This is a genomic window from Vibrio porteresiae DSM 19223 (assembly GCF_024347055.1).
GTDB classification, from domain to species: domain Bacteria; phylum Pseudomonadota; class Gammaproteobacteria; order Enterobacterales; family Vibrionaceae; genus Vibrio; species Vibrio porteresiae.
Genome location: NZ_AP024896.1, coordinates 614999 through 628106, shown reverse-complemented (window position 1 = coordinate 628106; position 13108 = coordinate 614999). Strand labels below are relative to the sequence as shown.

General features: G+C 46.2%; 10 protein-coding genes. 4 read left to right on the top strand and 6 right to left on the bottom strand.

Annotated elements, in window-relative coordinates; all coding sequences use genetic code 11:
* Window positions 1–55 precede the first annotated feature (55 nt).
* From cpaB to OCV11_RS19380, 3 genes are read right to left on the bottom strand one after another with little or no spacing between them, the layout of a single operon-like run.
* Complete coding sequence (gene cpaB / locus OCV11_RS19390; RefSeq protein WP_261897660.1) at window positions 56–967, bottom strand: Flp pilus assembly protein CpaB; 912 nt, start codon at window positions 965–967, stop codon at window positions 56–58.
* Between the two features lie 14 nt (window positions 968–981).
* A complete protein-coding gene (locus OCV11_RS19385) occupies window positions 982–1545 on the bottom strand; it encodes an A24 family peptidase (RefSeq protein ID WP_261897659.1) in 564 nt (187 codons plus the stop codon).
* 19 nt (window positions 1546–1564) lie between these two features.
* Window positions 1565–1762, bottom strand: a complete 198-nt coding sequence (locus tag OCV11_RS19380) for a Flp family type IVb pilin (RefSeq protein ID WP_068718075.1) — start codon at window positions 1760–1762, stop codon at window positions 1565–1567.
* A 330-nt stretch (window positions 1763–2092) separates the two neighbouring features.
* Between OCV11_RS19380 and OCV11_RS19375 the strand changes: the two genes are divergently transcribed.
* The 3 genes from OCV11_RS19375 to OCV11_RS19365 all read left to right on the top strand — a co-directional run bounded on the left by OCV11_RS19375 (window position 2093) and on the right by OCV11_RS19365 (window position 5536).
* Window positions 2093–2761 (top strand): response regulator transcription factor, encoded by a 669-nt coding sequence (locus OCV11_RS19375; RefSeq protein WP_261897658.1) that lies wholly within the window; start codon window positions 2093–2095, stop codon window positions 2759–2761.
* A 9-nt stretch (window positions 2762–2770) separates the two neighbouring features.
* Entirely contained in the window at window positions 2771–4147 is a 1377-nt protein-coding gene (locus tag OCV11_RS19370) for a HAMP domain-containing sensor histidine kinase (RefSeq protein WP_261897657.1), read from the top strand.
* A 150-nt stretch (window positions 4148–4297) separates the two neighbouring features.
* Window positions 4298–5536 carry an ankyrin repeat domain-containing protein gene (locus OCV11_RS19365; protein ID WP_261897656.1) on the top strand — a complete coding sequence of 413 codons (1239 nt, stop codon included), beginning with the start codon at window positions 4298–4300 and terminating at the stop codon, window positions 5534–5536.
* Window positions 5537–6206: 670 nt separating this feature from the next.
* Here the strand turns inward: OCV11_RS19365 and OCV11_RS19360 are convergent.
* Window positions 6207–7304, bottom strand: a complete 1098-nt coding sequence (locus OCV11_RS19360; RefSeq protein WP_261897655.1) for a Fic family protein — start codon at window positions 7302–7304, stop codon at window positions 6207–6209.
* A 638-nt stretch (window positions 7305–7942) separates the two neighbouring features.
* On the opposite strand from OCV11_RS19360, the gene OCV11_RS19355 reads away from it, so the two are divergent.
* Window positions 7943–9319, top strand: a complete 1377-nt coding sequence (locus OCV11_RS19355; protein WP_261892255.1) for an IS4 family transposase — start codon at window positions 7943–7945, stop codon at window positions 9317–9319.
* A gap of 194 nt (window positions 9320–9513) precedes the next feature.
* Here OCV11_RS19355 and OCV11_RS19350 read toward each other — a convergent pair whose 3' ends face one another.
* Window positions 9514–11628 carry an HlyD family efflux transporter periplasmic adaptor subunit gene (locus OCV11_RS19350; RefSeq protein WP_261897654.1) on the bottom strand — a complete coding sequence of 705 codons (2115 nt, stop codon included), beginning with the start codon at window positions 11626–11628 and terminating at the stop codon, window positions 9514–9516.
* Window positions 11625–13100 (bottom strand): efflux RND transporter periplasmic adaptor subunit, encoded by a 1476-nt coding sequence (locus OCV11_RS19345; protein ID WP_261897653.1) that lies wholly within the window; start codon window positions 13098–13100, stop codon window positions 11625–11627. Before OCV11_RS19345 ends, OCV11_RS19350 begins: the two co-directional genes overlap by 4 nt.
* Between the last annotated feature and the right edge of the window lie 8 nt (window positions 13101–13108).

Here is a 13108-nt window from a genome sequence, read left to right as displayed (position 1 = left end):
AACGTTATTTCCTTTTATTCACAAGGCTGTGATAGAGATGGGTAGACTAAGCAATCTAGTTAGAGACTTGGGCTGCTTTCATGACTGAACCTTGATATTGAATGACGGTAGGCGCTGGACTCTGTAATTGTTTATAAACATCGGTCGTATCACTTAAGGTCGTCACATCGCTTGCCGCGAGTTCGACGGTGGAAGCCTCTTCCGTCGCTGAATCGTTCACAGCGCGAATCACCAATTGCAACTTGCCAAGCTCACGCGCAACCGTCAGACGTTCTGCTTGTTTTGGCGTCACTTCTAACGTCACTGTTTCTGGATAAACTGCTTTTTCTTTGGTCTTCTCTTTATCTTCTTTCATGCGCAGAGCACTGCGCTCTTTGTTATTGAGCGCCAATACTCGCACGTTAGTGACTAACGTTTGAGAAGCAACGAGAGGAAAGCTCACTGACGCATTGTCTTGACCAGAATTTTTTCCGCTTTGCTTATCCTCAAGCCCCAAAATCACATCGACATGATCTCCAGCTTGCACAAGACCAGAGCTACTCGAAACCGCATCAGTCGGTATCGCAACCGCACGTTTTCCTGGTGTTAATACCGATGCAATAAAGCCCGGCTGACCTGGTTTTACCACCACGTCATACGAGAGCAGTTCACCTTTTGGCACCAGGTGATTGACAGTCGAACCATAAATTTCAGTGAGGCCACCCGACTCTTTTTTGAAATAAAATTCACCCGGATATTCTCGGTCAACTTGCTTCCAGTACACATCGTTTGCACCAATAAAATCACCTGGGTGAAGGTCGCGACCTGCCGTTAACACAGGGGTATAAATCGGAGCTGGCTCAGAGGCGATATCCACTTTAGGATGAACTGGCTTGGCCGGAGTAACGGTCATTCCTCGGACGATAAACGCGCCACCTAGGGCGAATACCAGTGCACCAGAAACAAACAACACTGATGAAATTTTCATAGAAAAAACAATCTCTAATGAGTTAAAGGAGTAGTTAGGGAGACAATAGCTCCAGCGGCTATAGCTAAGCCGTAAGGCAAACCGGCGGTATTGGGTCGTGTATACGCGGCTTGTGGCACTGGAATTCGTAGCCAAGGCATCATGGTGGAGAGTTGCAAAATCCACTTCGCCCCCGCCATTTCGATGATGCGGATAAAGGGCATGAGCAATGCCAACACCCCACCAGCGAGCGCTGTGATGAGCAAAAATGCGACCTGATTATTGCCACCGACCAAAAGGCACAGTACCGCCATCAACTTGACGTCCCCTGCGCCCATTTGCCCAATGGCAAATAAGCCAAAACCGATGCACAACACAGCCACTGCACCAACGAGCGACCAACCAAACTGCGCTGCGGCATGCGCCAGCGAAAGCGAGGCATAACTGCCCAGTCCAACGAAAAACAGCACGCCATTACCAAGCGCCAACAACAAAAGAAACAAAATTAAGTGGTTATGGATTTTGCGATAAAACAGGTCACTAAAAACGACCACGCCTAATGGAATTAATAAGCTTTGCAGCACCAATAAATTATTCATAACCACGTTTGCCTAGAACTTATTTGCCATCGGTGGTTGCGGTATCGGTAATTTGGTCTGCAATTGAGGCGAAACGCTCTTTCAATGCCGTCACAAATACACCATCAGAACCAAAAATAACGCCGATGGCTGCCGCCATTGCTGCGGCCAAAATGCCATATTCAATCGCCGTTACACCACTTTCATCAGCGATAAATTTTTTCAGTTGAGCTTTCATGTTTTCACTTCCTATTTACAAATGACAGGGAGAAGCCCCATTGTGTGGGTATCTCTCTTTTCTCGTATTAAGAGTTATTCTCATTTGCATTTCAACACGGCAAACATTAAGAATGCTTAATAATGGAAGTAACAGTCTTTTCTAATACTCTGTTTTTGCTTAAGTTATTACTCTAATAATGGCTTAATAGTGGACATTTCAAGCCCTTAGATCCCAATACCAAAAATAATTAAAATCGTTATACAATAACAGTTGATATTGAGAATGGTTATCATTAATATTGTTCGCGTTTTGTAAATCTGTGTAAGTTTTGTCAACTAAGGAAAAACCATGCGTGTTCTCATCGTTGAAGATGAAATCCCTGTCAGTCATTGGATCAGCAGTAAACTGCAATCTAACGGGCACACATGTAAGCTCTCTGATAACGGAGCGCAAGCGTTAGCATTAATTCAAAACGAAGTGTTTGATGTGGTGGTATTGGATAATATGCTGCCTGAAATGACTGGGATTGAAGTATTAAATAATTTGCAAAATACCCCTCACCCACCGGTATTAATTCTCTCGGCAAATGATCAAACATCCGACCGAATATTAGGTCTCAAATCGGGCGCAGATGATTATTTGGGCAAACCTTTCGACTTCACTGAATTATTGCTCAGACTCGAACGACTCTACCATCGTTCGCAAAAAATCACCTCGCAGCACACCACGCAAATTGGCAGTGTGAATATCGATGTAGAACAGCAAAAGGTGACAAGAAACGGCAAAAATGTATTGCTCACCAGCAAAGAATTCAAACTGTTGCAAGTGCTGCTGGAACATCGTGGCAAAACGGTGACCCGCAACATGCTGCTTGAACGTGTGTGGGGCTATAACTTTGATCCACAAACCAATATTTTGGATGTGCATCTCTCCAAATTGCGTAATAAGTTAAATAGCAATGAGGATGCTGAGCCACTTATTCGTACTATTCGTTCGAAAGGTTATTCACTAGGATAAACGTTCTCTATGCCTGTTCGTTTAATTATTCATAGTAGCAGTTTTCGTCAAGCTGCTTATGTCGCTTTCTTTTGTCTGATTATTTCATCAGCTTCTATTTTATTAAGCGACAAATTATTAAAAAATGTGATGCATGATCATGTGCAAAATATGATCTTAGATGACATTAAAAATAAGCAAAATATGAATCTCTTCAGTAGCAGCCAGAAACTGGCTGACTACTTAAATCAACGTGAATTGACCAATCAATACGATGAACTCATCACCTACGCCTTTAATCCCATTGGCGACCTACTCTATGGTGACGCGCAGATTCTCACCGTCGATGAACTAAAGAGCATTCTCACTCGTCAACAAGCGCACATCTCAACGCTCAGTTTTCATAAACCACAGAAAGAGCTGTATGGTATGGTGATTCCCATTGCCGATGGTGGCTCATACTATGCCTCCTACAATATGTCGCCGATGCTTAATAGCACGCGCATTATTCCTCTGATGACGGGCGCGGTATTATTTACGGTATTACTCTCTATTTTATTGATTAGTTTACCTTTTAGTATCAAAAACTTGCTGCGCGTGAACCGTATTTTGAAAGTGATGGGCGAATACGCCAAAGGCGATCACCATGTGCGTATTACCGATGCGGGTTATAACGACGAATTTGGACGGCTCAGCAGTGAGACCAACTTGCTACTAAGCCGTACGCAACTGCTGATGGAGCAAGTGAAAACCGCCAACAGCCACATCGCCCATGAGCTAAAAACGCCCTTAACGCGTCTCAAACATCGCCTCATTAATACCTCTGAAATGGTCGATGGCTCTGCCCTTGATGAGCTGGATGCAGCAGGTTTGGAAATCGACCGCATCCTCTATCTGTTTCGCGCCATCATGCAGTTGTCTGAAATTGAAAATGGCCAACTGTCACTGCAACGAGAGTCGATTGACGCGCAACATTTGCTGTCTGAAGTGCGCGATTACTATGAGCCGTTATTGGAAGATAAAGGCATCGAACTGAAAATTAAAGTGGCGCACAAGGCTGTGTTTTACGCCGACTACGCCTTGATTTTTCAAGCAGTGGCGAACCTTTTGGATAACGCCATCAAGTACGCGCCACAAAGCTCGATGATCAAACTGCAAGTTGAGCAGCAGCTCGAAACCACCTATATCCATGTGATTGACGAAGGCCCGGGGATTCCAGACGACCAACTAAGTTTGGTGCTCAAACGCTTTCATCGCCTTGAGCGAGTAAAAAGTATCGAAGGTTTTGGTCTCGGCCTACCCTTTGTTCAAGCGGTCGCCGAACGACATCAAGGTCGCTTTACCCTAGTGAATGGTCAAACTGGACTGATTGCCACCATCAGTTGCCGTGCGATGCCGATGGCTTAGTGGGTGTCGCCGATAATCGATTTGTCGCATCAATGAACTAACTTCACTGGTGATGGTCAATGTCACTGGGCTGTGCAAAATATACAACAAGATTAATATATTATAGCCCAATAAATTACTCTAATCATCACTGACAATAAGGTGTTATTCATGGGGCTCAACATCCGGTTTTTTATTACAGTTATTATTTCAGGGGCGATTGGTTATGGTGTTTCCGCCAGTCTGCACACAGCCCCAGACACGACTGCGCCGCCACATAATAGTCCTTCTGATATTGCCCAAAACAGCGTGACCGATAGCAGCGGATTAACACTTGCCGATATAGCTCAATTTCATTGCCGCATTCCCCTGCCGCAAGAGAAAATAGAGCAGCAAGATTCTCTCGCGAAAAAAGCTGCAGTAACGTCAGAAGAAAACTCATCAGCAGAACATCACTTGCGCGGAATGGACATCATTACATCAGCTCTGAGCCAATATGGCTATCGCGCCGAATCACTGACACCACAGCAATGGCGCAATTTCGTTGCTGAGCAGTCAACAGATTATTGGACTACCGCACTTGATGCGGGGTCCGAGCTACTCAATCTCGCGGTTATCAAGCAGAACACCGCCATGATCAAACGGTTACTTGCCGACCATGTCGACGTAGAGTCAACAACGTTGCTCGGCGCATCCCCATTTCAAACAGCAGCAAAATACGCCAACCTCGACGATTTCAAATTGATGGTAGGCAAAGTTAAGAATTTAAATGACGAGCGCTACGACCGGCTCATTAAATGGATTAAAAAAGAGAATCAACCCAGCTTGGCTCAAGCAAAAATTGAGTATTTGTTTAACCAAGGCTATGTGTTCGACAATATGAATTTGCAAGTGCTGCCACTACTCAGCTACAGCGAGAATTTAACAACGCCCGAGTTAGTTAACGCATTATCCAACATCAATCCTAATGCCCCGATATTCAATGGCAGAAACGTGATGCTCACAAAAATGATTGTCGAAGGTGCCAATGATGATACCGTCACCTCCCTTCTGCCCTACTTTGACGCGGAAAATTTATCGAGAGAGGTTTCCGCGAGCCTATTAATTTCTTCCGTGTTATCAAACCGAATTCAACACAGCTCCACTATTCGTGCTCTGATTGCTAAAGGCGTTGATGTGAATGCCTACAATTATGGGCCACCAAGTATTCTTATGAGCAGCATATTGGCCGTTCAAAGAGCAAAAAGTGACGCCGAATTTGAGATGCAAAAACAGAAAATCGCCGCCCTCATTCAAGCCGGTGCTGACCGAAAGTACATCGATAATCAAGGCAACAGCGCCCTCTCGATTTTGGGAAAAATCACTGCCAAACCGGAGTATAAGCAGCAAATAAGGGCATTATTGGATTAGGTGTGGTGGTATTCAGAACGAGGCAGAATTTGATAAAACAACCTATTCAAATCACATTATGATGCGAATAGAATCTGTATTCGTATCATTGGGGCGAATTAAACGGGACACACACTTTTATATTGTTGTTAATCTGACTTTTAACGCTTAACAACTGGTCAAACATCGATTCGAGATACACGATACTTCGGCGCACATTCTTTGGCTTCCCCCCTCTAACTCCCCCCTGGTCTAGCCGCATCGTTTAACGGTACTTTTATGCAGGGGGGAGAACTGTAGGATGCTCGTGGATATATCGCATATAACAACAGATAAATCATGATGGTGAACTCATAAATCATAGCGTACTCGATCCGATTCTCTCCCTTGGTTTTAGGGGGAGAACTGTAGGGTGCTCGTCGATATATCGCATACAACAACAGCTAAATCATGATGTTGAACTCATCAATCACAGCGCGCTCGATCTAGTTCTCCCCCCTTGGTTTTTAAGGGGGGAGTTAGAGGGGGGATTATGCGCAGAAGTCTATTTTTACCTCGTAAGACAATGAATTTAAATACATTTATTAAACCACCATTTAAAAACCAGCCGTCATTCTTCAGTTTCTCCACGCACCAAACCGAGGACATACTTTACCAAAGTAGCGGCCGAGTTCGTTTATTATCAACGTCGTTATGTCGGCAGCTGATAGCGCGTACTGCGACCGCCACCAGTTTGAACTAAGCAGCCCTGCTCGACTAACGCCGAAAGATGACGTGTCGCCGTCGGTTTACTCACTTTAGCCACACTCGCGTATTGAGACGTATTGATCCCATCAGCAAAATCACCATCAAGCAGTCGGTTAAGTACTTTGACTTGTTCTTGAGTCAACTGAGTTTGATCAATACGTCGCCAGTAATTGGTTTTAAATACCGTTTGGTCAATCTCTTTTAGCACATCATCAAAGGTTTGATTAAGCGTATCAAAGAACCATCTCAGCCAAGCGGTGATATCCACACCGCCTTTTTGCGTTTGTTCCAAGATGTCGTAATAGCTTTTGCGATTGGCTAAGATACCCACCGACATAGCGTAAAAACGCACTGACTGATGCTCCGCTTGGGCTAACGCCAAATCGGTTAATAGCCGTGTAATACGACCATTACCATCATCTAATGGGTGCAAAGTAACAAACCACAGGTGCGTGATTGCCGCGCGAAGCAAAGGATCCAATGAGGTATCGGTTTTCGAAGCGTTGAACCATTGAATAAATTGGCTTAGCTCATCATCTAAGATGTCGCGACTCGGTGCTTCAAAATGAACAACTGGTCTATCGATACGCCCTGATACCACTTGCATTGGTACATCACCTCGCAGCTGTCCACCAATTACAGGATTAAACAGCGTGTACCCTTCTGGAAACAATCGTTCATGCCAATGCAGAATCCGTTCTAACGTTAGCGGCTCATCAAGGTTATTAACCGCATCTAGCATGATCTCTGCCAGCCCATCGGTTTGCTGCGTGGTTGGAAATGGACGCTCTTCTGTTAGTCCGAGTTTGTTAGCAAGGGATGAGCGCACGGAAAAGGCATTGAGTTTTTCCCCTTCAATCGCGCTCGAGTGAACGATATTCGCTAATAAAGTATCGAGCATACTTTCTTGTTGATCTTGCGCCTGACTCAGCATTTTCCCCAGCAGAATCCCTTGGTTAAGACGAGTTCGTCTCACCATCGGGTCTATTTGGGCTGTATCCCATTGAAAGTTGGGCCAGTTAGCCTGTTGCCAGATCCACATAAGAGCACCTTGATTTGAAAAAATAGATTATTCAAATCACATTATGATGTGAATAAGTCGCTTAATCAAATCATATTATGATGCGAATAGAGTCTGTATTCGTATCATTAGGGAAAATTAAACGCACGAATTAAACGGGACACACACTTTTATATTATTGTTAACCTGGCTTTTTACGTTTAATAACTGGTCAAGCATCGATTCGAGATACACGATACTTCGGCGCACATTCTTGGGCTTCCCCTCTAACTCCCCCCTGGTCTGACTGCATCGTATAACGGTACTTTTATGCAGGGGGGAGAACTGTAGGGTGATCGTGGATATATCGCATATAACAACAGATAAATCATGATGGTGAACTCATAGATCATAGCGTACTCGATCCGATTCTCTCCCTTGGTTTTAGGGAAAAAACTGTATGGCGCTCATAGATATATCACGCATACCAACAGATAAATCATGATGTTGAACTCGAAAATAACAGCGCACTCGATCTGGTTCTCCCCCCTTGGTTTTTAAGGGGGGAGTTAGAGGCTGACTTTCCTACACAAATCCCTCGATAAAAATTGAGGGATTTTTTTGAACTTTTATCTCACTGATTGATCTCAACAAAAACTGACAAGTTGAGGTAGGTTACTATGTTTTCAGCAGATACAGAGCAATGGGCCAGAGATACCTTTCACCACTCCGAGTTAGGCGATCGCCGTCGCTCCAAGCGCCTAGTACAACTTGCCTCTTCTTTGGCTAATCATTTAGGACAATCACTTGTGCAATCTTTGAAATCTCCCGCTGATATTGAAGCTGCTTATCGCTTTACTCGCAATCAAGCCATTGACCCTCAAGCCATTGCCGAGGCTGGTTTTGCCGCAACGGTCGAAAATACGAAGCACTATGAGTGCTTACTGGCGTTGGAAGATACCACTTCACTTGAATTTTCCCATTCAACTGTCCGGGGAGACATGGGGCATACGACCTCGAATAATTACTCCCGAGGGATGTTCGCCCACTCCGTCCTTCTTTTTGCACCACACGAGCAGCATGTCGTTGGTCTTATTGAACAAGAGCGCTGGACTCGAAATATCAAAGATTACGGCAAGAGTCAGAATCATGCGAAAAGACCGTATCTTGAAAAAGAGAGCTACAAATGGGAACGCGCATCTCGAGCTATGGAAACTCGCCTTGGCGAAGGGATGAGCAAGATTATCTCCGTGTGTGACCGAGAAGCCGACCTTATTGAATATTTGGCTTACAAAACATCTAATCAACAACGTTTTGTCGTTCGTTCGATGCAAAGTCGCTGCATATTGGAGAGTGAAGATAAACTTTATCAGTACAGCGCGTCCTTAACTGATGCAGGTATGAGAACAGTTCAGGTCAGACAAAAAGGCGGCCGTAAGGCACGACGAGCTGTGTGTGAAGTTCGCTACGCCCCCATTACAGTGAAGGTTCCATCCAACAAAAAGGGAGAACCTGTAGAGCTTTATTATGTAGGCTGTCAGGAGCGTGAACAGGAAAAAGGTCTCAACTGGCATATTCTCACATCAGAGCCAGTCCGCTCAAAAGAAGAGGCCGAACGAATATTAGATTATTACGAAAAGCGGTGGCTAATTGAGGAGTTCCACAAAGCGTGGAAGAGTGGTGGAACTCAGGTTGAAAACTTACGAATGCAAAGCAAAGAAAACTTGGAGCGAATGGTTGTCATACTGGCTTTCATTGCCGTTCGGTTGCACCAACTTCGTTATCTTGGGCTGAACAAAGAAGAAGCCGAGAAACAGAGTTGTGAAATGATATTGAGTCCTCAAAGCTGGAAGATCCTGTGGTCAAAACAGGAAAAGAGAAAGCCGCCAAAGAAAGCACCGAGTCTCTATTGGGCATACATTAATCTTGGGAAATTAGCCGGTTGGTATGATTCTAAACGCAACGGGCGAGTTGGCTGGGAACGGCTTTGGGAAGGATGGTTTATTTTGCAAACCATCCTTGAAGGTTACTTGCTTGCCAAGTCTCTAGATCTTTGAGATGTGATCAAGAGACAGGAGTTAGAGGGGGGATTATGCACAGAAGCCTATTTTTACCTCGTAACACACTGAATTAAAATACATTTACCAAACCACCATTTAAAAACCAGCAGTCATTCTTCAGTTTCTCCACGCACCAAACCGAGCACATACTTTACACAAAGCCTATCATTACGAGCGGTATCACTGGCACCTTACATAACCGACTCGCGGATTAGGACTTTCATGATGGCTTGCCACACACGGCTGAGAATACTTTGTCCTTCTCCTTCGATGGTGACTTGGCCGCGCATTTGAAATGCAGGGGCATTAGTGTCTTGGACTTGCAGCGTCGCTAGGTAAAGGGCTTGCTTGGGTATCGGTTGATGGGTTTTCCGATCAATGGTTGCAGCAATGGGGCCAAGATAAGGAGAGCTGAGTTCAGGGTGAGCGCTGAGGTTATCAATCGTGCCAAGTGATAGTTTGGATAGCTGCAGTGCAACTGGCGGTTGATTGAGATTTTCAGCCATAAACACGGCAGTTGCACCAGCGTTTAGACGCGCGTATTGATGTTCATCGATATAGGCATCAACGCGGCTCTCTTGATTGCTGATGAGTGTCGCTAATACTTGCCCTGTCGCAAGCCAATCCCCTGCCAGCAGGTAGGGATTCACATCGACGACTTGCCCTGCAAATGGCGCACGCACGGTTAATTCGTCCAGTAATGTTTGCTGCTGAGCCAGTCGCTGAGTAATAACCACCAGCTCATCGCGGATGATGGCTAAATCCGCTGAAGCTTTTTTATCAAAAGGATAGGATTGCAGTTGTTTGAGCAAACTCTGCTGGCGATAGGTCAGCTCGGTGATGCTCTGCAAAAGTACAGGAGAGCTTAGCCGAAACAGCACCTCACCCGCTTGCACTTGCTGGCCCGATTGAATCTCGATGGTTTGCAGTTGGGCATCTTGCGCCACAAACAGTGTTTGCTGTTTGGCTAACCACATGGCAGGTGCGCTGATAGTTTGATGCCACGGCACAACTAAGCCAATCAGTAACAGTAGACTCGTGATAAGTGTCAGTTTGGTATTGAGATTAAAGGTCATTTTTTGTTTTTGGCTCAACCAATAGCGAATTTCATAAACACAAGGACGAACCAGCAGATACGCGATCTCGACCATAAATAGCACCACACCTAAGGCTTTGAACACCAAGTGATAAATCCCAAGGGCAATGCCAAAATAGAGGGTTAAACGATACAGCCACATGGCAAAGGCATAGCTGATAACTAACCGTTGGCGCGCCTTGCGCATTGGTTCTGGTGCTGCATCCTGCCATCCCCACAACCATGACCGAATTTTCCATTGCGCCATTTTGGTTGCGCGCTGCTGCAAATTTGGCATCTCTAACCAATCAGAGAAAATAAAGTAGCCATCAAAGCGCATTAAAGGGCTGAGGTTAACCGACAACGACAACAATAGCGATGTGGTAGCAAGGGTGAGTAACACGCTGCGCGCGATCCCCGGATCAAAAAAGTTCCACAGTAGTAGCGCCCATGCAGCAATCACTGCCTCGGTGAGCATGCCAGCAGCGCTGATCAGCAGACGCGGGCGCTGCTGTTTTAGCCGCCATGCTGTAGTGACATCGGTATAAAGCACTGGCCAAAACAGAATGAAGTTCACCCCCATGGTTGCCACTCGCCCATGGTACTTTTTGCAGACAAACGCGTGTCCCAATTCGTGCAGCACCTTCACGACAATCACCGTAGTAACGGAAAGCACGATGCCAGAAAAAGAAAACAGATACGAAAACCCAGCGCTAAACTCTTGCCACTGATGAGACGCTAACCACAGCCCTATCACCCCAACGAGTGCACTGAGTTGAATAAACTGACGGGACAATAAAGGCCGCACCCAAGGCAATGCTTGGGTTAACCACGCATCCGGTGAGCAGAGCGGCACGCGAAACGACAGATGACGTTGAAACAGCCATTGCCACCATTTTTGAGCACTTCGCCGCTGTTTATCTTGTTCGATAAGATCTTCACTATCAGCCTGCACCAATTGGTTGTGTTGCAGAAAACGAATAAACGCCCCAAGCTGAGTGGCATTGGGGCTTAAGGTCGTGGTTTGGCAAATGCGTTTAAGCAGATCCTCTGCCGATGACTGCCAATGAGCTAGAAACTCGGTTTCTAACCAACCCAGTTGAAAGAACTGCCCGCGAACGGGATCTTCCAGAGTCCAACGCGGCGCGCCATTGTCTGCGGCTGGCGCGGCATGCAAACGCAACTCTTGACGCAGTGGAGGTAAGCACTCAGGTAAACCAGCGCTCATCATAATCCGCCCCACCACATGCGTAAGTGCGACAAAGGACGACGCATTAGGTAATAAATCAACGAGGTACGCTCACCATAGATTTTCGCCATGCCTTTTAGTCCCATGGTGGGCGAGTCTTGCTCTGCGTCCATCTGCGCTTTGAGTTCAAACGCATACTGACCATCGTTTTGCAGAGTTGAGCGATAAGCAACGGTGCTTAGCTTGGCAGGGATAGCATCCGTTGGTCGGCTATTAAGAAAAAAGCGCACTTCATCGCCTTGGCTAAGCGCCATTCGATCTTCAACCGCGAGTTGAATTTTAATCGCGGTATGAGTGGGATCAGCAATGTCCATTAAGGGTTCACCTAAGCGAATAGGACGTCCGACCCAATCTCCCTGATCGTCAAACAGAGCGATACCATCTTGCTGTGCCACTAACCGAGTTTGTGCAACTTTCTCTTGCAGATAGGCCACTTGAGAATGAGCAAGAGCCTGTTTTCCTTCCAAAATGGCAAGGCTGGCTTTACGGCTGGCATCGTAAAAAGATTGCTGCTGCGCCACCCGCAGTTCCGCACTGGCAATGGAGAGCTGTTGCTGAGCTTGAGCAAGTTGATCGTCGAGGGTTTGTGAATCAAGCTCTAGCAGCAGATCGCCCTTTTTCACTGCGCTATTGGGTTTAACCCACAGCTTTTTGACCACCCCATCTAATGGCATACGCACCGTCATTGGCGTAGCAGACACCACTTCTGCCGGAGCCAATACCGATTGACGCACTGGCAAAAACAGCGCCCCAACAGCCAATACTGCAACCAACCACCACAGCTTTTTTGGGCCCAGCATGGTGCGGCGCAAAGAACGCTCTTGCGTCGAACGGCCTTCAAACCACGCCCGCTTTCGACTTTGCTGCACTAAGGCTTGCCAAACAAAACCGACTTGTTCGCTCCAAAATGTGAGCAACCTTTTTTCTCTCAACGAGAGCGCTGTTGAACGAAACAGCCATAACCCTGCCACCAGCTCATGGTGTGAATTAAGCAATGGCACCCACACTGCCACTTGGGTAAAAGCCTCTCTGTTTAAGGAATATGTATTTGAGTCCTCTGGGTTTAAGCCATCAGCCTCAGCACTGAGTTTATCAAGCTCAACTTTGTGGATCTGTTTGCCCTGCTCTTGGCGTACAACCTGCTGACTTACTTTGGCTATCCACTGACTAAACGGCGCTTTCGGGTCGATGGTTGTAACCGCCGAAGCGCCGCACACCACTTGGCGTTTGGCGTCCCACAGCACGGCTTGCTCATAATCGAGCAAGGTTTTGGTTTGATTGAGCACCACAAAATGAAGCTGTTTCAGTGTCTCGGCCTCGCGCGCTTTTTGCTGCAGTTGTAGCAGTGTCAGCAGAGCTTGCTCAATCTCGTTGCTCTGGGGTGAGGTGCTCGATTGTTTTGCGGTGGTAGAGTGTTGAGAAGTGATAGTGTGTTGCGAGTGGGTCGTGCTCATCACTTGTT